The organism is Bacillus sp. EKM208B, assembly GCF_011800725.1.
GTDB lineage: Bacteria > Bacillota > Bacilli > Bacillales > Bacillaceae > Bacillus > Bacillus velezensis.
This window is the reverse complement of sequence record NZ_JAANHO010000006.1, coordinates 201,520-222,690: the sequence shown is the minus strand read 5'-3', so window position 1 is coordinate 222,690 and position 21,171 is coordinate 201,520. Positions and strand designations below refer to the sequence as shown.

General features: G+C 48.7%; 22 protein-coding genes and 1 riboswitch. Of the genes, 8 read left to right on the top strand and 14 right to left on the bottom strand.

Annotated elements, in window-relative coordinates:
- Nucleotides 1-123 precede the first annotated feature (123 nt).
- From G9F75_RS13005 to G9F75_RS12990, 4 genes are read right to left on the bottom strand one after another with little or no spacing between them, the layout of a single operon-like run.
- Entirely contained in the window at nt 124-693 is a 570-nt protein-coding gene (locus G9F75_RS13005) for a cob(I)yrinic acid a,c-diamide adenosyltransferase (protein WP_053285173.1), read from the bottom strand.
- On the bottom strand, nt 690-1,916 hold the full coding sequence (locus tag G9F75_RS13000; protein WP_167409134.1) for an ABC transporter ATP-binding protein: 1,227 nt from the start codon (nt 1,914-1,916) through the stop codon (nt 690-692). The genes G9F75_RS13005 and G9F75_RS13000 overlap by 4 nt, the downstream gene beginning before the upstream one ends.
- Entirely contained in the window at nt 1,913-2,959 is a 1,047-nt protein-coding gene (locus G9F75_RS12995) for a FecCD family ABC transporter permease (protein ID WP_014721787.1), read from the bottom strand. The genes G9F75_RS13000 and G9F75_RS12995 overlap by 4 nt, the downstream gene beginning before the upstream one ends.
- Nucleotides 2,922-3,866, bottom strand: a complete 945-nt coding sequence (locus G9F75_RS12990; RefSeq protein ID WP_012118415.1) for an ABC transporter substrate-binding protein — start codon at nt 3,864-3,866, stop codon at nt 2,922-2,924. Before G9F75_RS12990 ends, G9F75_RS12995 begins: the two co-directional genes overlap by 38 nt.
- 187 nt (nt 3,867-4,053) lie before the next feature.
- On the opposite strand from G9F75_RS12990, the gene G9F75_RS12985 reads away from it, so the two are divergent.
- A complete protein-coding gene (locus G9F75_RS12985; RefSeq protein ID WP_022553756.1) occupies nt 4,054-4,845 on the top strand; it encodes an SDR family NAD(P)-dependent oxidoreductase in 792 nt (263 codons plus the stop codon).
- Between the two features lie 51 nt (nt 4,846-4,896).
- On the opposite strand, the gene G9F75_RS12980 is transcribed toward G9F75_RS12985, so the two are convergent.
- The 5 genes from G9F75_RS12980 to G9F75_RS12960 all read right to left on the bottom strand — a co-directional run bounded on the left by G9F75_RS12980 (nt 4,897) and on the right by G9F75_RS12960 (nt 9,240).
- Nucleotides 4,897-5,775 carry an SMP-30/gluconolactonase/LRE family protein gene (locus G9F75_RS12980; protein ID WP_063637066.1) on the bottom strand — a complete coding sequence of 293 codons (879 nt, stop codon included), beginning with the start codon at nt 5,773-5,775 and terminating at the stop codon, nt 4,897-4,899.
- 63 nt (nt 5,776-5,838) lie between these two features.
- On the bottom strand, nt 5,839-7,581 hold the full coding sequence (locus G9F75_RS12975) for a HAMP domain-containing sensor histidine kinase (RefSeq protein ID WP_021494020.1): 1,743 nt from the start codon (nt 7,579-7,581) through the stop codon (nt 5,839-5,841).
- The gene (locus G9F75_RS12970) at nt 7,578-8,297 is read right to left on the bottom strand and encodes a response regulator transcription factor (protein ID WP_003151779.1); all 720 of its coding nucleotides are present in this window, start codon (nt 8,295-8,297) and stop codon (nt 7,578-7,580) included. The genes G9F75_RS12975 and G9F75_RS12970 overlap by 4 nt, the downstream gene beginning before the upstream one ends.
- 172 nt (nt 8,298-8,469) lie before the next feature.
- On the bottom strand, nt 8,470-8,706 hold the full coding sequence (rsoA, locus tag G9F75_RS12965; protein WP_021494021.1) for a sigma-O factor regulator RsoA: 237 nt from the start codon (nt 8,704-8,706) through the stop codon (nt 8,470-8,472).
- A 3-nt stretch (nt 8,707-8,709) separates the two neighbouring features.
- Nucleotides 8,710-9,240, bottom strand: coding sequence for a sigma-70 family RNA polymerase sigma factor (locus G9F75_RS12960; protein WP_099722002.1), 531 nt, complete (start codon nt 9,238-9,240; stop codon nt 8,710-8,712).
- Nucleotides 9,241-9,482: 242 nt separating this feature from the next.
- Here G9F75_RS12960 and G9F75_RS12955 point away from each other — a divergent pair, with 242 nt between their 5' ends.
- The 3 genes from G9F75_RS12955 (at nt 9,483) to G9F75_RS12945 (ending at nt 11,408) form a co-directional block, all read left to right on the top strand.
- Nucleotides 9,483-9,638 carry a YvrJ family protein gene (locus G9F75_RS12955; RefSeq protein ID WP_014418860.1) on the top strand — a complete coding sequence of 52 codons (156 nt, stop codon included), beginning with the start codon at nt 9,483-9,485 and terminating at the stop codon, nt 9,636-9,638.
- 117 nt (nt 9,639-9,755) lie between these two features.
- Nucleotides 9,756-10,916: an oxalate decarboxylase family bicupin gene (locus G9F75_RS12950; RefSeq protein WP_007410043.1), complete on the top strand. Its 1,161-nt coding sequence runs from the start codon at nt 9,756-9,758 to the stop codon at nt 10,914-10,916.
- 69 nt (nt 10,917-10,985) lie between these two features.
- A complete protein-coding gene (locus tag G9F75_RS12945) occupies nt 10,986-11,408 on the top strand; it encodes a regulatory YrvL family protein (protein WP_014418861.1) in 423 nt (140 codons plus the stop codon).
- Between the two features lie 38 nt (nt 11,409-11,446).
- Here G9F75_RS12945 and G9F75_RS12940 read toward each other — a convergent pair whose 3' ends face one another.
- The 3 genes from G9F75_RS12940 to G9F75_RS12930 are packed head-to-tail and all read right to left on the bottom strand — an operon-like array spanning nt 11,447 to nt 14,316.
- Complete coding sequence (locus G9F75_RS12940) at nt 11,447-12,250, bottom strand: ABC transporter ATP-binding protein (protein WP_014418862.1); 804 nt, start codon at nt 12,248-12,250, stop codon at nt 11,447-11,449.
- A gap of 18 nt (nt 12,251-12,268) precedes the next feature.
- Nucleotides 12,269-13,279 (bottom strand): FecCD family ABC transporter permease, encoded by a 1,011-nt coding sequence (locus tag G9F75_RS12935; protein WP_014418863.1) that lies wholly within the window; start codon nt 13,277-13,279, stop codon nt 12,269-12,271.
- Nucleotides 13,279-14,316 (bottom strand): FecCD family ABC transporter permease, encoded by a 1,038-nt coding sequence (locus G9F75_RS12930; protein WP_029973587.1) that lies wholly within the window; start codon nt 14,314-14,316, stop codon nt 13,279-13,281. Before G9F75_RS12930 ends, G9F75_RS12935 begins: the two co-directional genes overlap by 1 nt.
- Nucleotides 14,317-14,563: 247 nt before the next feature.
- On the opposite strand from G9F75_RS12930, the gene G9F75_RS12925 reads away from it, so the two are divergent.
- Nucleotides 14,564-15,502 (top strand): iron-hydroxamate ABC transporter substrate-binding protein, encoded by a 939-nt coding sequence (locus tag G9F75_RS12925; protein WP_021494112.1) that lies wholly within the window; start codon nt 14,564-14,566, stop codon nt 15,500-15,502.
- A 146-nt stretch (nt 15,503-15,648) separates the two neighbouring features.
- On the top strand, nt 15,649-16,563 hold the full coding sequence (locus tag G9F75_RS12920; protein WP_021494113.1) for a class I SAM-dependent methyltransferase: 915 nt from the start codon (nt 15,649-15,651) through the stop codon (nt 16,561-16,563).
- Between the two features lie 51 nt (nt 16,564-16,614).
- On the opposite strand, the gene G9F75_RS12915 is transcribed toward G9F75_RS12920, so the two are convergent.
- Entirely contained in the window at nt 16,615-18,027 is a 1,413-nt protein-coding gene (locus G9F75_RS12915; protein WP_007410036.1) for an amino acid permease, read from the bottom strand.
- Between the two features lie 111 nt (nt 18,028-18,138).
- A riboswitch (Lysine riboswitch) is annotated at nt 18,139-18,319 on the bottom strand.
- Between the two features lie 122 nt (nt 18,320-18,441).
- Nucleotides 18,442-18,582, bottom strand: a complete 141-nt coding sequence (gene sspJ, locus G9F75_RS12910) for a small acid-soluble spore protein SspJ (RefSeq protein WP_021494114.1) — start codon at nt 18,580-18,582, stop codon at nt 18,442-18,444.
- A 183-nt stretch (nt 18,583-18,765) separates the two neighbouring features.
- Between sspJ and G9F75_RS12905 the strand changes: the two genes are divergently transcribed.
- Together G9F75_RS12905 and G9F75_RS12900 are read left to right on the top strand one after the other, a co-directional pair.
- On the top strand, nt 18,766-19,248 hold the full coding sequence (locus G9F75_RS12905; protein WP_014305800.1) for a metal-dependent hydrolase: 483 nt from the start codon (nt 18,766-18,768) through the stop codon (nt 19,246-19,248).
- A gap of 41 nt (nt 19,249-19,289) precedes the next feature.
- The gene (locus G9F75_RS12900) at nt 19,290-21,146 is read left to right on the top strand and encodes an LTA synthase family protein (RefSeq protein ID WP_095270566.1); all 1,857 of its coding nucleotides are present in this window, start codon (nt 19,290-19,292) and stop codon (nt 21,144-21,146) included.
- Nucleotides 21,147-21,171: the final 25 nt, after the last annotated feature.

Below are 21,171 nucleotides of genomic sequence, written 5' to 3'. Positions count from 1 at the left end.
CTCATTTTTTAATTTTTCAGTCAATAATTCATAAGATACATTTTCCTCCTGTCAATAAAGGTTCAATTGATGGATATCTCTATAAAAAAACAGCCGGCTTGCTGCTGCCGGCTGAACAAAACGTTATTCATCATCACGGAATACCGCGGCGCTTCTTTCATACTCTATATCCTGAACGCCCTGTCTTGCGTTAATCGCTCTTGCCGCCGCGAAAAAATAATCAGACAGGCGGTTCAAGTAACGCATCACCGTATCGTTTATCTCTTCTGTTTTGCCCAGTTTCACGACGAGACGCTCAGCCCGTCTCGTGACGGTCCGCGCGATGTGAAGCTGAGCAGCCGCCTTATGCCCGCCCGGAAGAATAAATTTCTCAAGCGGGGGCGCTTCAGCCGTGTAACGGTCTATGCAGTCTTCCAATGCGGAAATAGATGTCTCTCTTAATGTATAGCTTCTATGTTCAGTGACCGTCGCCAAGTCGCCGCCGCAGTCAAACAGCTCATGCTGAATGTTTCGGAGTTCGGCTTTCACATCACCGCAATTCTCACAATCATCAAGCTCCGCAAGCGCAAGCCCGATAAAGCTGTTCAGCTCATCAATCGTCCCGTAGCTTTCAACCCGCAGATTGTCTTTATCCGTTCTGCCGCCGATCAGGCTTGTCTGTCCTTTATCGCCGGTTTTCGTATACAGCTTCATCGTTGTATTCCTCCTTCTTCCGCCGCTTTTACACATGCCGCGGTTCCTCTTCTGACGGCTCTTTCCGCTTGAGGGACGTCCATCGCCTCTCCTGTCTGCAAGGCACAAATGACAATGTCGCCTTTTGCCTGTCTGCCGGAAAGAGCCTGCATTCTCGCTTCTGCCGCTGCCGTTAACAGCCGTACAAATCCCTGTTCTGATAAACGTCCGCTGATCAGCACCCAAACGGTATGCTGCGCAGTCACGGCAATTGTGACCGAATCAAACGTACGGCAGATCAAACCAGCGGCCGCTGAGCCGGAAAGCCGGCGGCTCCACGAAAATCCCGGGCCGTCAGATGCGGTTGTCAACATTCTGAACGGCCGTTCTGTATGAAGCGTTACGGTATTTCCGCTTTTGTTTATCAGAGAGGCGAACGGAACGTTGACAGGCTCTCTTTCCTCCCGCGCTTCCGGCATGAAAGCGATCAGCGGTTTCGGCGACGATTGCTGGGCAACAGCGCTGACAGTGATACCGTAAATGTCTTCAATCGTCTCTTTTTTCAAAGCCTGATCCGGCGTCTGCTTCGGAAAAGCGCGTCCGTCTTTCATCATCAGGAGCTGATCACAATATTGGCCTGCGGCGTTTAGGTCGTGAAAAATACTGATGACCGTCAGGCCTCTTTCTCTCGTCAGCCGCTTCACCGTATCAAGCAGGTCTTTCTGATAATTGAGATCAAGAAAGGTCGTCGGCTCATCCAGACACAGTACCTCCGGCTGCTGAGCCAGCGCCTGCGCCAGATAGACGCGCTGCCGCTCCCCGCCGCTCAGATTGCGGACGGATTGCTGCGCATATCGGTCGATGCCCGTCATTTCCATCGCTTCCCGGACAATGTCTTCATCATGTTGATCCATCTGTCTGAAGAGTCCTTTTTGATACGGGTATCTGCCGAAGGACACTGTTTCCTTAACGGTAAATGTAAAAGCTTGCTCCGTATGCTGCGGCAAAACGGCCATGATTTTCGCAAGCTCCCGCGGCTTGTATCCGCCGACGGGCCTGCCTGCGACGAGCGCCTCGCCTTTTGACGGAGAGAGCATTCCCGTCAGCAATTTCATCAGCGTTGTTTTTCCCGCGCCGTTCGGACCGAGTATGCCGACAAATTCACCTTTTTCGGCGGTAAAGCTGACATCTTCTACAATCATCCGGCCTCCGTACCCGCCGGACAGGCTGCTCACCCTGATCATAAGCGTTTCCCTCCATGATGCTGGCGAAGCAGAATCAAGGCAAATACAGGCGCTCCCGCCAAAGCCGTCATAATGCCGATCGGCAATTCGACAGGCTCAATGACGGTGCGGGAAAACAAATCCGCCAAAATGAGAAACCCGGCCCCCGTCAATGCTGACAGCGGCAGTAAATGGCGATGATCCGTTCCCCATAAGAGCCGTGTCACGTGGGGAATGACAAGGCCGACAAATCCGATCGTCCCCGAGACGGCAACCGCTCCTCCCGTCAGCAGAGATCCGGCGGCGATCATCAGCAGTTTTCTTTTTCCCGTACTGACGCCTAACAGCCTTGCCTTTTCTTCTCCATAAGTCATAATGTTTAATTCTTTGCCATTGATAAGCAGAAGCGCCGTCCCGGCCAGAAAAAAAGGCAGAAACAGCGCGACATAGCCCCAGCCCCTCATTGACACGCTTCCTAACAGCCAGCGGACAATCGGGAGCAGATCATTGCCCGTTAAAGCGATCACAAGCGAAATGAGAGCTCCGAGAAAAGAATTCATGATGATGCCTGTCAAAATGAGTGTCGAAACCGACATCGACGCATGAACGAGGCGGCTGAAAAACAGAACCGCCGCCATGACCGCAATGGCTGCGGCGATGCTGACAACCGGTAGTGTGAACCGGCCGATGACGGGTATCTGAATGCCGAAAAACAAGGTGATAACGGCTCCCGCCGAGGCTCCCGAAGATACCCCGAGTGTATAAGGGTCGGCGAGCGGATTTTTCAGAAGTCCCTGAAACGCCGCTCCCGCAATGGATAACGCGGCTCCGACAAGGGCAGCCAGAACGACTCTCGGCAGGCGGATATTCATCATAATATTTACATTCATAGGGTCAGCCGAGGATGTCCGGCCGATCCCGATCCAAAAAACGTCGGATAAAGGAATATGCAGACTGCCGATTGAAATGCCGAGTGCCGTACAAACGGCTAAAAACAGCAGGCTGACCGTGTAGGCCAGCGGGCGGTTACTTTTTAAACGTTTCAGGATAAACGCTTTCTGCAAGCTTCTCGACCCCTTTGACAAGGCGCGGGCCTGAGCGTGTGACAAGGTCAGGATCAACAGAATAGACATTGTGGTGTTTGACCGCATTGACGGCACCCCAGCCGGCGCGTTTTTCCACTTCAGCGGCCTTTACGCCGTCTGTCGTAATGATGACGTCCGGATTCATTTTGACAATCGCTTCATCCGTCAATTGCACCCAGCCGGTCTGGCTGCCGGCGGCGTTTTTCGCATGTATATCTTCAAGCATTTCGTTCATAAACGTGCCTTTCCCCGTCGTGTAGCCGTCAGGAGACACTTCGACGAATACTTTCTTTTCGTCTTTTTCAGAAATGGCCGCCGCTTTCTTTTCTATGCCGGAAAGGTCGGATTTCATCGATTTGATCAGCTTATCCGCCTGCTTTTCTTTGCCGGCCGCTTTTCCGATCATGCTGATTGATTTGTACACGTCTTGGAACGATTGCGCATCATTGACCGTTAAGACGGTGATGCCCGCATCTTTCAGTTGCTTCATCGCATCGGCGGAAGCGGACATAGAGGACGCGTGGGCAAGCACGAGATCCGGCTTCAGCGCGATGACTTTTTCAGCGTTCACATTCATATCTCCGACTTTCGGTTTTTTTACCGCTTCTTTCGGATATGTATCATTTGTCGTGACGCCTGCGACCTTATCTCCCAGTCCGAGCGCGTATGTAATTTCCGTATTGCTCGGCATGAGGGAAACGATTTTTTCCGGTGCCTGCTTTATGGTTACTTTTTCGTTCGCGGCATCCTTAATGGTTACCGGGAATGCTTCGGTTGAGACGGCTTTTTGTTTGGCCGCGCTTCCTTCTTCCTGTGCGCCGGAACAGCCGGCGATCACAAAGGCGGTGACCAAGAGCGCCGCCCAGACGGCAGTGATCTTCTTCATTCTTTTAACTCCCCCTGATTATGGTAAACGGTTGTCTCTTTGACATTCGTATCCTTTTTTCGCAGTAATTATACTATAAGTCTTTAAGGCTTGTATATCCGGCCTTTTTGCATGAAAGCAAATTGTTCGTACACACTAAAATTCATCATGTATACTGTTACACAATGGTGTAAAAAGGAGGATTATCATGGAATTACAGCTTGAACGAAAGCTCGTGTTGATTACAGGATCAACTTCAGGCATCGGAAAAGCCGCGGCAAAAAGCTTTTTAGCCGAAGGCACCGAGGTGATTATAAACGGAAGAAAAAAAGAAACTGTGGAACGGACGGTTGAGGAGCTTTCCGCTTACGGAACGGTCCACGGCATCGCTGCGGATTTATCGCGTCAGGATGAGGCGGATGACTTGATCAAGCGCGCCGGCGGAATCGGGGAAGTCGATATTCTCGTCAATAATCTCGGCTTTTTTGAAGTAAAGGACTTCGCTGAGGTGTCTGATGACGAATGGACTCGGTATTTTGAAGTGAATGTTATGAGCGCCGTGCGCCTGTGCCGGCGTTTTCTGCCGCAAATGCTCGAAAGAAACAGCGGACGGATTCTGAACATCTCCAGTGAAGCCGGAGTCAAACCGCTTGCGCAAATGATTCCGTATTCAATGACGAAAACGGCGTTAATCAGCTTGTCCCGGGGAATGGCTGAAATGACGAAAGGCACAAATGTCACGGTCAACTCCGTGCTGCCGGGACCGACATGGACCGAAGGCGTCGCTTCTTACATGGAAGGAGCCGCAAAGGCTGCCGGAGAAGACACGGACAGCTTCGTCCGGAATTATTTTAAAGTGAATGAACCGACATCATTGATTCAGCGCTATGCAACCCCGGAAGAAGTCGCCAATACGATTGTATTTCTCGCTTCATCAGCGGCTTCTGCCATTAACGGCACCGCACAGCGGGTTGAAGGCGGCATCATCCGCTCCATTTAACACAAAAAAGCCCGGCACAATGGGAACTTCCCCATATGCCAGGGCTTTTTTTTACATCATGCCTGCAAACGGAACCGGCTCCCAGCCGCCCGTCTCAAGCTCTGCTGAAAACAGGCCGCCCGCATGCGGCTGCTCAAGTCTTTCGGCTTCCGTCAATTTTTCCGTCGCGGTCGTAATGTATAACGTGTTCAAGTCTCTGCCTCCGAACGCGCAGCAGGTGACGTATTTCGCCGGAACTTCGATAGATGCAATTTCCTTATGCAAAAACGGGTCAATCCGGACGGCACGGCCGCCTCCGAACAGAGCCACCCACAGCATTCCGTCACGGTCAATGGTCATTCCGTCGGGAGATCCTTGCGACTCCGGAAAGCGGTAGACCGTTTTCGGATCTGATACGGCTCCGGTTTCAGGATCATATGAATAACAGACGATTTCCTGCGTCGGAGTATCGATATAGTACATCAGGTTTCGGTCCCGATCCCAATCCAAACCGTTCGAGGTGGAGACCTGGTCTTTTATTTTGGCAAGGCTGCCGTCCGTATTCAGACGGTACAGCGAAGCCTCCTCTTCTTTGCCTTCCATGCTCGTCGTTCCTGCCCATAATCTGCCGGACGGGTCGCATTTTGCGTCATTGAAACGGATATCTTCCCGCATGTCTCTAGGCTGCTTCATCTTCGTCAATGTATCTTCCCGAAGATTGTACAGGTAAAAACCGTCTTTCATCGTCATCACCAGCTCTTCCTTTGAATACAAGGCCAGGGCCGTGACAAATGATTTGAATTTAACGGAACGGTTGATTCCGTCAGCCGGAGTGAAGATATGGAGCTGGCTGCCCAGTATATCCACCCAGTACAGGCATTGCTTGTCCTTGTCCCATAAAGGGCCTTCTCCGATTACTGCTCTCGTATCTGCTCGTAATGCTGCTTCCATGTGTGAACACCTCTTTTGCTTGTCAGTCTTCTATTGTTATTCCCGACAAAGCGGCGTCCAAACTCAATCTTTTTTAAAAAGAATCGTAATCACCGTTCCGGCGCTGATTCTGCTGTTGACATGGATGGTTCCGTTATGAAGGTGTACCAGCTCCTTGGCAATGGCGAGCCCGAGTCCCGTTCCTTCTGACGGACCTTTCGTATTCGTTCCCCGGTAATAACGGTTAAACAGCTGGTGAATCGTTTCGTCGTCCATTCCTCTTCCGTTATCTTTCACCTTCAGAATGAGCTGTTCGGCTGATTCCTCAAGCACGACCCGAATGGCGGTCCCTTTCTTATTATGCTTAACCGCGTTTGCCAGCAGATTCTCCAGAACACGGCGGAACCACGCTTCATCAATGGCGAAAAGAATGTCTTCCTTTTTGGTTTCAAAGGCGATGTCATAGCCTTCCGAGAACGTATTTTTCGTGAAATCGTTCGTGACGTTTCTGATAAACGGCACGACGTTGATCAGCCGCCGTTCGATCGGGAGGGCCGCGTTTTTGAGGCGGTATGTTAAGTTTAAGTCCTCAATCAGCTTGGACATATATTCTGATTTTTCCCGGACGATCTGCCCCATTTCTTTGACTTCTTCCGGGGTCCAGTCGTATTGCTTCGATTCAAGCATCATGCTGTAGCCGTAAATCGTGCTCAGCGGGGTTTTTAAGTCATGGCTCAGCCCGGCGATCCATTCTTCCCTTGTCGCCTGGATTTTTTCTCTGTTTTTCTTATCCCGCTTCAGCGTGTCGGTCAGCTGATCCATCGATTCGAAAATCTCGGCGAAAAAGCGGAACGGCTGCTTTGTTTTGCCTTTTTTGTTTTTGCTGACCGGCTGTCCTTTGCGGTTCTTTGGCTCTTCAAGCCGGCCCTTTGATAAATTGACGAGCCATTTGATGGTATGAAACAGCGGCCAGCCGAAACGGAAAGAGTACCAGATGGTCAGGATGCAGATCATAAATACCAGGATTCCGATCAAGAGGAAGAGGGTTTTCAACACATTTCTCAAAAATGATTTGTTAAACTCGTGATCGGGGATGTACACGGGGTTCGGCACCGACGCGACCATCCATTTCGTTTTATCGAGTCTTTTAAAAGAAATTTCCCGTTTGTAATTCCACGGCTTGGAACTGTATTTCAGCAATTCAAGCTCATTGACGGTGTTCCGTTCTTTTTTCGTGCTGTTGATATCCCCGAGCAGTCTGCCGCTGTCTTCGAGAAGGTAGACCGCCCCTTTTTCCCGTTTAATATAATCAATCGTGCTTTTTTTATATTGAGAAAGGGAAGCGAGGGATGGCTCCTGTGATTCGATGTAAGTGAGAAGCTGCTCACTGGCGGATTTCCAGCCGAACAGAATCAAATAGGTCTCATCATTTATCGTGACCGTCCAGTAATTCAGCTTGTAGTTGTCAAAATTCCGGTACTGATAAATGGATAAGAGGTCTTTTCTGCTGTAATGGCTCGGGACGTCTTTCGGCACTCTGTACGCATAGTCCGTTTTTTCATTGTCATTAATGATCTGCAGCCAGCCCTTCTGCTTTCTGACCGACATCTTTAAAAACTCATCGACATCCCATGTGCCGTCTTCATTTTTATCAAGCCATGCTTCAAACGAGTCCGCCGTCGCTTTGGTCAGTCCCGCATTGGCTTCCGCTTCGCTGAAACGCCAATCCAAATAGAAGAAAGAAGCGACGGCCAAAACGGACATCAGCAGGATGACAAGCAGCAGCTGTCCGAAAAAGTGGAGCAGAAATTTTCCGCGCATTCTCATGAGCGGGTTCCTTTTTCTCCTTGATCGGGAATAAACCGATAACCGAGGCCGCGCACCGTTACAATATAGGACGGATTGCTGGGGTCTTTTTCAATCTTTTCTCTGAGCTTGCGGATATGCACCATGACGGTGTTGTTGTCGCCGTAAGACGGATATCCCCATACTTTTTCATAGATCTGATCTTTTGAGAGCACCACATCAGGGTGTTCACAGAAATATTGAAGCAGCTGCAGAAGCTGTGCGGAGCAGCTGACGGGCTCGCCCCCGACGATCAGCTCGGCGTTTTGCGGTGAATAGGAAAAATGGCTGTATGAATACGTCTTTACCGCCGTTTTCTCTTCGCGCTTATAGGTTCTCTTTAACGTCGCCCTGATCCGCGCCGCCAATTCGAGCGGATTAAACGGCTTTGTTATATAATCGTCAGCTCCCAATGCAAATCCTGACAGCTTATCCGCATCAGAAGAACGGGCAGTCAGAAAAAAGATCGGAGCGTCGGTATAGTTCCGGATTTCGGTGCATGCTTCAAAACCGGACATGCCTTCCATCATCACATCCAGCACGAGCAGATCCGCGGTTTCATGTTTAACAAACTCGATCGCTTCCTCAGCGCTTCCGGCTGTCTTAATGTTGTGATAGCCTTCTTTGACGAGAACGCGTTTGACCATATCAACGATCGCCTTCTCATCGTCTACAATTAAAATTGACGCATTTTCCACTTGGACGTTCCTTTCTCTTTGTTTTTTTCATCATATCATTATATGGATAAGATTTGGTACTTTTTTAGTGCGGAGGTCTTGCGGGGAAACAGAAAAGAAAAACGAGACCGGACATCTCTTCTCGTTTTTCTCACGTTGTCAGAGCGGAATATCCATCATTCCGCCGCTTTTGTCAGGAGCTTTCATTTATAAGATGAAGAATAAATTCCCAAAAACCCGGCACGTCCTGGCATAACAGCATGTCCGCTTTTTCAACTATTTTAATCTTCAATTCTTGTTCAAGATCTTCTCTTTCCTGGTATGATGTATTGCTCAGTTTTTTTTTTATCATTGGCGAAAAACGCGAAATCAAAAGTTCCATTTCGTCGGTATCTGTGTTCTCTTTGTTGAAGTCAAATGGCCCGTTCACTGCTTATTTTCCCCCTTTTTTTTGCTTGTCCAGCTGCTTTCTGAGATTGTCGAGCCCCTTTTTATGAATATTAGAAATGTTCTGCCGTGATTCACCCAGCGACTCGGCAATCTCCTTCATCGTCGCTCCGTGAAGATAAATATTCGTCAGCACGCTTTTTTGCTTATCGGTTAACGTCTGAAGCGCTTCGTATAAATCACGGTTTTGGACATGCTGGCTCAAATCCCCCTGCTTCCGCAGAAACTCTTCATACGCGTCTTTTCCCATTTCATAGGGAAGCGCTTCACCTCCCTCCGGCTGATCCACCGTCAGCGGATAGCGCTTCTGATTTTTACGGATGCGCTTGTCAAAATCGATTGAGAAAATCCGGATCATAGAGTTCATATATTTGATGATCCGGATTTCCTTATAAAACTGTTTAAAATGGTCGTCCAGTGATTTTGCATCCTTCTCGTCTGAATGTTCCAGCACATTTTTAAATTTCTCGTAATGCTTTGGGTCACTTAAAAAATGTTTAACGATCGGATGTTTCATAATTTCCTTGCATTTTGACCGTAAAAGAACTTGATAGTCCATAAAACCGCCCCCTATTTAAATTAAATGAAAGAAAGCAAAAAAAAGTAAACTACTCCTTTCCGACTAAGATTCCGTATTCCTTATGTCCCGGTTTTGCCGGAACAAAAAAAAGACCCTCAACCGGGATATCAGGTTTACAGGAGCCGCTCTTTCTTTCACTTATATACATGACTGCAGGTCAAGTCAGGAGGTGGCTGATAATGGATCAGGTTTTTATAGAAGAAACGGTCAGACAGATCGGCAATCTCGGCTTTCCGGCTCTGATTGCCATGTATCTTCTCACACGGTTTGAGAAGAAGTTTGACGCCCTGATCGAACTGATGACGGAACTGAAAGATCAGAAAATGAAAAATTAATTTTCACTCGAAGTTGACTTTTCATCGGAACGCATCACTTAACAAAGCAGAAGGGAAAACGAAAGGCCTTTCACATTCTCTTTCTGAAAAAACAAAGCTTGAGAGGAGACGATTTACATGTCAAAAGAAAACAACTGCAATATCCCGCAGCCGATCAGAGGAGACAAAGGGGCGACCGTCACGATTCCGCGCAACCTTGAAAGAGACCGCCAAAATCCGGATATGCTGACGCCGCCGGAAACGGATCACGGCACAGTGGATAATATGAAATTCTCTTTCTCAGATGTGCACAACCGGCTGGAAAAGGGCGGATACGCGCGTGAGGTGACCGTTCGCGAGCTGCCGATTTCTGAAAATCTGGCATCTGTCAACATGCGTTTAAAACCGGGCGCCATCCGTGAGCTGCACTGGCATAAAGAAGCGGAATGGGCATATATGCTGACGGGCAAAGCGCGGGTCACGATTGTTGATGAACAGGGACGCAGTTTTATCGATGACGTGAAGGAAGGAGATCTGTGGTACTTCCCGTCAGGCCTGCCGCACTCCATTCAGGCGCTGAAAGAAGGCTGTGAATTCCTCTTGGTTTTTGATGACGGTTCCTTCTCAGAAAACAGCACATTCCAAGTGACTGACTGGCTTGCCCACACACCGCTTGATGTCATCGCCAACAACTTCGGGGTTTCAGAAAAAGACCTCGCCGGCCTGCCCGGGAAAGAAAAATATATCTTTGAAGAGCCGGTTCCCGGGAAGCTGAAAGATGACATCGTGGAAGGCCCGAACGGTGAAGTGCCATATCCGTTCACTTACCGCCTGCTGGATGAAGGCCCGACTGCTGAGACGGATGGCGGCAAAGTATATATCGCGGATTCCACAAACTTCAAAGTGTCCAAAACGATCGCTTCAGCGCTTGTCGTGGTCGAACCGGGCGCAATGAGAGAGCTGCACTGGCATCCGAACACGCATGAATGGCAGTATTATATTTCCGGTAAAGGGCGGATGACGGTTTTTGCATCGGACGGCCATGCAAGAACATTTAACTATCAGGCCGGGGATGTCGGTTACGTTCCGTTCGCAATGGGCCACTATGTGGAGAATTTGGGAGATGAGCCGCTCGTCTTCCTGGAAATCTTCAAGGATGACCACTATGCCGATGTGTCCCTGAACCAATGGCTTGCCATGCTTCCCGAGAAATTCGTCCAGCAGCATCTGGATCTGGGCAAAGACTTTACGGATATTCTTTCAAAAGAGAAACACCCTGTCGTCAAAAAGAAATGCTGAAGAAGATACACACCGACTTGCAGAGTTCCGTCTCTGCAAGTCTCCTCTGTGTGAAAAGGAGCTGAACAGATGATCAATCAAAACGGGACGAAAATGTTATTTCTTCAGGTGCTCCGGTATGCCCTGGCAGCCGCTGCCGTATTATTCGGGTATTTTATCGTGATGATGGCTGTATTTTCATTAGCCGGGACGAGCTACGGATCGATGGCGTACGTCCTGCTTTTTTCCGTGCTTTTTATTCTTCTCGGTTTATGTTTTGAACCGCTTGAGCGGCTGATGATACATAGCTTTACCTTTTTTGGGACGGGCAGGCTGCCTTTTCTCCTTTTAGCCAGCACCGTTCAGCTGCTGTTCCTCTGGATGACCGCGTATACGACGGATAAACTGATTGAAAAGATTTGGCTGTCAACGACGGAGGAGCTGATTGTGGCGGGAGTTTTTTTCGTTTTGGATAAATGCGTCTCCGGACAAAAGCAGCCCCGGGCGCAATAAAAAAAACGCAGGCCGGAATGGCTCTGCGTTTTTTTTCATCATACCGTTGCGTTTTCATGCCGGATTAAATCGTAGGTTAAGCAGACCGGTTTGTTCGTGCGCGGATCTTTTACAATCTGTGCGTCAATCTGAAAAACGTCTTCCAATATGCCGGGAGTCATGACTTCCTCCGCCGTTCCTTCCTTGATGACGCGCCCTTTTTTCAGGGCGATCATGTAATGGGAAAAACGGGCGGCATGGTTCAGATCATGAATGACCATTAAAATGGTGCGGCCCTGCTCCTTGTTTAATTTGTCCAGCAGCTGCAAAATTTCAAGCTGATGGGAGAGATCTAAATAAGTGGTCGGTTCATCAAGAAGCAGCAGCTCCGTTTCTTGAGCGAGCGCCATGGCGATCCACACACGCTGCCGCTGTCCCCCGGAAAGCGCTTCGATCGGCCGGTCGTAAAATTCGGCCATCCCCGTCTCTTCAAGCGCCCATTTGATCATGTCACGGTCTTTATCACTCAAACGGCCCATTCCGGACTGATGCGGAAACCTGCCGTAAGAAACAAGTTCGTACACCGTCAGCCCGCTCGGCGCTTCAGGCGTCTGCGGAAGAATTGCCATTTCCTTGGCGATGTCCTTCGTGGATTTTTGCATGATCGCCTGTCCGTTTAAATAGACGGCGCCGGATTTCGGTTTCATGATTCTTGACATCGTTTTGAGAACCGTCGATTTTCCGCAGCCGTTCGGACCGATCAGCGTTGTAATTTTTCCTTTCGGGATGGCGATATCCAATTCTTTCGCTATCAAACGGTCACCATAACCGACAGTAAGCTGTTCCGCCGATAATGAGTTCATCGCGGCAGCCTCCTTCCTCTATTTCGTTTTCATCAGTAAATATACAAAATACGGCGCTCCGAGCACGGAAATCACCAGGCCGACGGGAATTTCGGACGGTGCAAGCACATTTCTCGCCAGCGTATCGGCAAGCAGAAATAAAAATGCTCCGATTAAAGCCGAAACCGGGATAAGCGTCTGGTGGCGCGGCCCGGTAAGCCTTCTGGCCAAATGCGGTGCAATGAGTCCGAGAAAAGCGATTCCGCCGGCTGCCGCAACACATGACGCGGTCAGGGCAACGGCGGACATCAGCAGAACGCGCCGCTCCTTTTCAACCCGGGTGCCAAGCCCCGCCGCCAGCTGATCACCGAGCTGAAGCACATTTAAATACCTGGCTTTATAGAGGCTGAACGGTAAAAGAACCAGCAGCCACGGCAAAATGGACAGCACCATTTTCCAATTGGCGTTCCAAATCGAACCGGAAATCCATACAAGCGCCTGCATGAAATCCCGCGGGTCCATTTTCAGCTGAAAAATCAAGAGAAGCGCATTAAACCCCGCATTGACGCCGATCCCGACCAAAACGAGCCGGACAGGTGAAACGCCTTTTTTCCAAGCCAGAACATAGATGAGCAGCGCAGCCAGAAAAGCCCCCGCCAAAGCGCTCACCGGAAGCAGCCATGTACCGGCCATGCTTAAATCAACAGCTGATCCTTGGAAAAAGAAGATAAACAGAACGACCGCCAAAGACGCTCCGGCGTTAATACCGAGAATGCCCGGCTCCGCCAAGTCATTTTGAGACACGCTTTGAAAAATCGCGCCTGAAACCGCGATTCCGGCGCCGACCAGCAATGACAGCACCATGCGCGGCAGTCTGAATTCAAATAAAACGAGCTGATCCCGGGCATCCCCCTGTCCGAAAAAGACACGCAGCGTATCAAGAGGCGCAATCCGGATCACCCCCATGTTTAAACTGATAAAAAAGACGATGCATATGAGCAAAAACGTAACGGCCATGACCGCCAGCGGTTTTTTCGATTTTACATTCATTACAGCCCTCTCCTTTCCCTGCGCGCCAAATAAAAGAAAAAGGGAACGCCGATAAGGGCGGTTAAAGCGCCGACCGGTGTTTCAAACGGCGCATTGACGAGTCTTGCGGCAATATCACTGAAGACTAACAGAACGGCGCCGAATACCGCCGAACAGGGAATGATCCACCTGTAATCTACCCCGACTAAAAACCGGGTGATATGCGGAATCACCAAGCCGATAAAAGAAATGGCTCCGGCGACTGAGACTGAAGCCCCCGTCAAGAGGACAACGACAAACATTCCGATTACTTTCACAAGCGATGTGTACTGCCCGAGCCCTTTGGCCAGTTCCTCACCCAAGCTCAGCACCGTCACTGAGCGCGCAATCAGAAATGCCAGCAAAAGCCCGATAACCCCGACCGCCAAAAGCAGCTGCACGCCTTCCCATTTCACGGAAGCAACTCCTCCGGCATACCAGAACTTCACATCCTGGGCGACATCAAAACGGATCGCAATCGCGCTTGAAAGCCCCGTTAAGAAATAGCCGACTGCCGTACCGGCCAGCGCGAGCTTCACCGGTGTCAGACCGCCTTTTGAAAACAGGCCGATGCCAAACACAATAAGCGCTCCGATTCCCGCTCCCGCAAAGGACCACAAAACAAGTCCCGCCGCAGACAGACCCGGAAAAAAAGCAAATGCCAATGCGATCGCAAATCCTGACCCCGACGTCACGCCCATAATGGAAGGCTCAGCAAGCGGGTTCCGCGTCAGCCCCTGCATAATCGCCCCGGACACAGCTAAAAAAGCCCCGACGAGCGCGGCGGCGGCAGTTCTCGGCAGCCTCAGATCGCGTATGATTTGATGAGATGTATTTTGCGGCTGAAAGTGAAAGAGAGCATCCCACACCGTCCGCAGATGAATATCGGCAGCTCCGATGGAAACAGACAGAGCCGCGCCGATCAATAAAACCGCAATACCGGCACACAGCAGCACAGCAGCCCGGAATGAACGCGCCGTCCACTGGATTTCACTCCCTGATGCCCCTTGAGCCGTCATTGTCTGTTTCTTTTTCAATAGACCCAACACTCGTTCTTCCTTTCTCAAAACAAGAATGGTAATGATAATGATTATCAATGACTTGTTTCAGTATAGCACTTTTATCTTCTCTTTTAATAGACCTAATTTCATATAAAAAAAGAAAGTTTTTCTTAAAAAAGAGCGTGCTTCTCTATGAAAGCAGTGATATAATCACACTGATAATGATTCTCTTTATCACTAATTTTTATGAAAGAAGGAATGTCAGATGTTCCATACATACAAGAAAATCGGCGCAGCGCTGATTGCCGTGCTGCTCATCGCCGCTTTGGCCGCATGCGGCAATTCTTCAGACACGAAAGGTTCTTCTGAAAAAGAAGAAACCATCACGTATAAAGCCGAAAACGGCAATATTAAAATTCCGAAGCACCCGAAACGGGTCGTCGTCATGGCTGACGGCTACTACGGCGACTTTAAACAGCTCGGCATCAATGTTGTCGGCGCGCCGCAAAACGTATTTAAAAACCCTTATTACAAAGGGAAAACAAAGGGTGTGACAAACATCGGCGACGGCACGTCCGTTGAAAAAATCATTGACTTAAAGCCGGATTTAATCGTTGTCTGGACGACACAAGGCGCCGACATTGAAAAACTGGAAAAAATCGCGCCGACAATCGCCATTAAATATGACAAGCTCAGCAACATTGATCAATTCAAAGAGTTTGCGAAAATGACAGGCACTGAAGATAAAGCAGACAAATGGCTGGCTGAATGGGATAAGAAAACCGCTGCCGCTAAAACAAAGGTTCAAAAAGCGGTCGGCTCAAAAACCATCTCCATCATGCAGACAAACGGAAAAGACATCTATGTATTCGGTAAAGACTTCGGCCGCGGCGGAAGCATCATTTATGACAAACTCGGGCTGAAGGCCACAAAACTGACGCAGGAAAAAGCCATTAATCAAGGGCCGGGCTACGCCAGCATTTCACTCGAGAAACTGCCTGACTTCGCGGGAGACTACATCTTTATGGGGCCATGGCAGGCCGGCGGTGACGACAAAGGCGTGCTTGACAGCTCAATCTGGAAGAACCTCGATGCCGTCAAACAAAACCATGTCTACCGCATTGATCCGATCGGCTTCTATTTCTCAGACCCGATCTCACTTGAAGGCCAGCTCGACTACATCACAAAAAGCTTAACGAAGTAACCCCGAAGCCGCTGTCACAGCGGCTTTTTATTACGCTTGAAACTTGACAAAAAAATTTATTTATGCTATAATTTACATTTTTGGATTAACATGTATAATAAGATTCTCCCGGCCGGAGATTGATGTAAATAACGGAGGATCTTTATATGAAAGAAAACAAGGCGAGTATGACTTCCCTGCTGTCCGCTTTCGGAAGGGCGTACCACAGTAAATACGACACCCCGGTGATATTTGATGATTTTTTGGCACAAGATCTGATTTCTGAAAAAGAGCATTCGGACATCCGCGATCATCTGATTCAAGGTATATCATTTTTCAGCAAAGACATGGCCCAGAGGCTTCAAGGCCAACCGGATGACATCTTAAAATGGGTGACTCAAGTCCAGCTGTCTCCTACACCGTTAGCCCGTGCCGCATATTGTGAAGAAGTGCTTTTCAATGAAGTGAAGCTCGGGGCCAAACAGTATGTCATCCTTGGCGCGGGGCTGGATACTTTTTGTTTCAGGCATCCTGAGGTGACAAACGCCTTAGACATATTTGAAATCGATCATCCCGCTTCACAGGAAGACAAAATAAACAGATTGAAACATCTGAACCTCGGCATTTCCCATCATCTTCATTTTGTACCGATGGACTTCGCCGCTTCGCTTTCTTTCAGCCGTCTGTATCAGGAAGGTTTTTCACGCCAAAAAACCTTTTTCAGCCTGCTCGGTGTGTCATACTATCTTACGAAAAAGCATCTCGCCCGCCTGCTCACACAATTATTTGCCGAAGTCCCGCCGGGAAGCTCTATCGTGTTTGATTATGCAGATGAGTCGCTCTTTGAAGAAAGAGGACTGTCAAACAGAGTGGAAAACATGGTGAAAATGGCTGCAGCAAGCGGAGAACCGATGTTATCGTGTTTCAGTTATAAAGAAATCGAAAAAATATTAGAATCATCAGGTCTGCTTATTTATGAACATTTATCTCCGGCGGACGTCAATGACCGTTTTTTCAGCGGACGCACTGACCATTTAACCGCATTCGAGACCATTCATTATATACACGCCGTCAAAAAGTAACCCGCTGCCGCAAATAAAAAAGACATCTCACAGACGTGAGATGTCTTTTTGTCATACCGATTGTCTGTTGTTTGCAAATTTCTTTGAGACGAAAGGATATAACAGCAAACCGACGAAAAACAGCCCGATACCGAGAATAAAGGTCGTTAAATCGGCCGTTCCGGTAATAATGACGTAAAAAGAATAAATGCAGGCAAGGATGGCGATGATACCGTCTCTTACTCTTGAACCCTTTATCTCGTCATACGTTTCACCCGTAAAAATGAGCTTCAGGCTGTAAAACGCTGATACGAGATACGGAATCAGATAAGCGAGCGTCGCCGCCGTCGTTAAAAACGTAAACGCGTCACTGATCGTCCGGGAAATAACTGAAAAGATAAAGATCTGTGACATCACGTTCGTTACGATTAACGACACAACCGGGCTTCCCTGTTTATTCGTTTTTGCAAAAGCAGCCGGAAAGTCTCCGGATTTCGCCGCTTGATACGGAACTTCAGAGCCGAGAAGAATCCAGCCGAGCATCGTTCCGAACAGACACAAAATCGCCAGAATCGCCATGATGACGCTTCCCGCATTGCCGACGATCGCGTACAATACGTCAACAAACGGTTTTTCCGAGCCGACAAGCTTACCATGCGGAAGCACGCCCATCGTAATCAATGTCACGATGATATAGATGCCAAGCGCGATCAATAATCCGGTAATGGTGGCGCGTTTCACGTCGCGCTGCGAACGGGCGCGTCCGGATAAGATGACTGCAGATTCAATTCCGACGAACGCCCATAATGTTGAAATCGCCGCATTGTGGATCTGCCCGCCGATTCCCTCAACTGTGTGAGGACCTGTTTGAACCGGAAAATAAAAATGATCGAAAAACGACGTTTGAAACACAAACAAACCTGCAATGATAAAGAAGATAAATCCTAATACTTTTGAAAACGTCGTGACAAAATTTAATTTACTCGCACCGTTAATGCTGGTGACGAGAATCGTGTGAGTGCCCCATAATAAAACCGTACATACGGCAAACGTCAGCAGCTGGCCGAGCGTAACCGCCTGACCGCCGATCGAAAACATTTCACGCTTATCCGTTAAAATCGGGAAAAATGATGTTAAATATCCGGCAAGGCTCGTGATGATCGCCACGTTGCTGATCCAGCTCGCCACCCAGTAGCCCCATACCATCGTGAAGCCCGCTGCATTCCCTTTTTTCCGATCACTGAACAGCGCACGCGCATAGCTTTGCGGCCCCGCCGTCAGCTCAGGCTTGCGGATGGATAAGTGGCCGAAGACCAGCGCGATCATTAACACACCGGCTCCCGTTAAAAGCCATGCCGATGTAGCGCCGAACGGGCTCGCGATTTTTGCGAGCGTACTCGGAAGCGAAAAGATGCCCGAGCCTACCATATTTCCTACGACAAACGCCGTTAATAACCAAAAACCCCATTTTTTCGTCTGTTCCATTCCTGTACCTCCTGGTTGTTCATTCGTACGGACCAGACCCCGAGACCATATTTACACGCAAAAAAAAGCCTGAACAAAAGTCCATGCTTAAAGAAACACACACACCCTTGATCTCCGGATAGCCCTCCGCGAAAAAGCACGCGGCAGTCCTGCACTTATTCAGATACAGTCCCAGCATAAAGAAGGATCGGCTTTCTTTACACTTCGGCGCTGATGCCTTTAACACATGTTTTGCGGCCCCTATCAGCCTGGCATGTGCGACTCATCATCAAGCGCAACCTCTACCTCACCGAGAAAGAGTGAGGATTTTTATCATTCAATTCTACTCAGAGGTTATCAGAGATAAAAAGATCTGTCAAAGGGAAAAATTAGATGGAAAACGGATAGAGCGTTCGCCCTACCCGTCTTATATGGTCAGCGGTTGTTTTTTTTCTTTTGAACAGCTTCTTGAAGCGGATCGTCTTTCAGAGCTGCACCGGCGTCGTCAAGCGCGCCTTGAATGACGTTTTTGTTTTTATCGCTGTTTTTTCCTTTTTCTTTGTTAAAGAAAGCCATCTGTATCACCTCTTTATCAAGTATAGGTACACCTATAATGTGTCTTTTTCCGCGGCAGAATATGCGGAATCCGCGTCTCCTTCCTTTTGGCGGAACAGGTAAAGTTTGTTGATCAAACATGCATTCTCTTGATATATTTGTAATTCAGGGGATTTTGGCAAAAATAAAAAGGAGAAGCGAAAAATGACAGGAAAAACACACATCATGGGAGGCATCGCTTCTTGTTCCGCAATTGCGTATTATTACGGGTATGATCCGGTCCTTATGACCTCAGCGGGTGCCCTCGGGGCGCTGATTCCCGACATATGCCATACGAAAAGCAAAATCGGCAGGACGCTGCCCGTTCTGTCCAAAGTCGTAAGCACGGTGTTCGGGCACAGAACGTTTACACACAGCCTGCTGTTTATGCTTATTATGTTTTTCATTACGGCCTCGTATATTCCGAATCCGAGCATTTCCGCCGGACTGATGATCGGAATGGCAAGCCATCTTGTACTTGACGCATGGACTGTCAACGGCATTAAACTGCTGTTTCCGTCCGCCATCCGCTTCCGTCTTCCCCTTTATATGAGAACGGGGAGCTTTTCGGAGCAGCTTGTGCTGGCCGGCTTAACAATTGTATCCTGCTATTATTTATACGAACTGGTTCACGGCCGCATCTCATAAACAAAAAGCATCTTTCGCTTTTAGGGTGAGGAGTCATACATATGAAGAAAACCTTTTTCAGCAATCATCGGTTTTTATGCCTGTCCATCCTGTTCATGTGGATGAAAACCTATGCCGTTTATAAGCTCGGTTTTGATCTGCAGAACAATTCGGTTCTTGAGGAATGTCTGCTTCTCATTAATCCGCTGAGCTTCATTGTGCCGCTGTTCGGCATCGCCCTGCTGCTGACGGAAAAAAAACAGCGGATCTTTCTGCTTTCGGCGAATGTGATGCTGACGGGGATTTTAATCGCAAATACGGTGTTTTACGGGTTTTATATTGATTTTATCACCATACCGGTTTTGTTTCAGGCGAGCAATATGGGCGATATGGGGAGCAGCGTCCAAGAGCTGTTTCACCCGCTTTATATCGCTTTATTTTTGGATATTGCGGTTTTGTTTTACCTTGGTAAAAGACATAAAGCCGGTAAAGGAAAAGCCAGCACCCGTACCGTTAAAGCGTATGCGTGGGCATCAGCCGGCCTCATGCTGTGCAACCTTGCGCTGTCTGAGGCCGAGCAGCCGAAGCTGTTCAAGCACCCTTTTGATCGTGAAGCGCTCGTAAAAGGAATCGGCCTGTTCCACTTTCATTTGTATGACACCATTTCGCAGACGCTGAATGCAGGGGCAAAAGCGTTTGCCGACGAAGACAGCCTTGCCGCGGTCGCGAATTACACTCAAGCCGACTACAGCAGGCCGTCCGAATCAAAGTTCGGGCTCGCAAAAGGGCGCAATGTGATTTTTGTTACGCTCGAATCAACACAGCGTTTTGTAATGGATGAGCGGGTCAACGGGCGGGAGATTACCCCGTTTTTAAATAAACTGCGGAAAAAAAGTTATGACTTCACTCATTTTTATCAGCAGACTGAACAGGGAAAAACCTCAGATTCAGAATTCATTACTGCAAATTCGCTGTATCCGTCTTCAAGCGGCGCCGTTTTTTTTACAAAAAGCGGCCACCGGTTCAATACGATGTACCATATGTTAAAAGACCGTCAATACTATTCAGCCGTTCTGCATGCCAATCATAAGGCCTTTTGGAACCGGGATGAGATGTACGGGACATTCGGAATCGACCGTTTTTTCGACGCGGATGAATTTAAGGTGACACAGGAAAATTCAACAGGCTGGGGCCTGAAGGATAAGGAATTTCTCGAACAGTCAGCGGAAAAATTAAAGAAGCTTCCGCAGCCGTTTTACGCGAGCCTGCTGACTTTGACCAACCATTTTCCTTTTGAAATTGATAAACAGGATCAGCTCATTGAAGAACCGGACACAAGCAGCGATTTATTAAACCGCTATGTGACGACGGTCCGCTATGAAGATGAGGCCCTGAAACACTTTTTCAAGAAGCTGAAAAAAGAAGGACTGTATGACAACGCGATGATCGTCCTGATGGGAGATCATTACGGTATATCCGAAGCCCATAATCAAGGACTTGCCGAATTCTTAGGGAAAGAGGAAATCACTCCGTTTGATACGGTTCAGCTTCAGCGCGTGCCGTTTATCATTCATATTCCCGGGGTGACCGACCGTGCGCCGGAAACGATTGCTTCCGCCGCGGGACAGGTTGATGTAAGACCGACGCTGCTTCACCTGCTCGGCATTGAAACGAAAGGCAGCATTCAGTTCGGCAATGATCTGTTTTCCGGAGAGCGGACCCCGTTTGCGGTGCTGAGAAACGGCAGCTTTATCACGGATGATCATATTTATACGAAAAATACGTGTTACAGCCGTAAAACGGGTGAACCGCTTTCTGACATGAGCGCGTGCAGCGATGAGAAAGAAAAAGCGGAACAAGAGCTGATGCTTTCCGATAAAATATTAAACGGCGACCTGCTGCGGTTTTACAAGCAATAAAAAAATCCCTCCGTTATATGGAGGG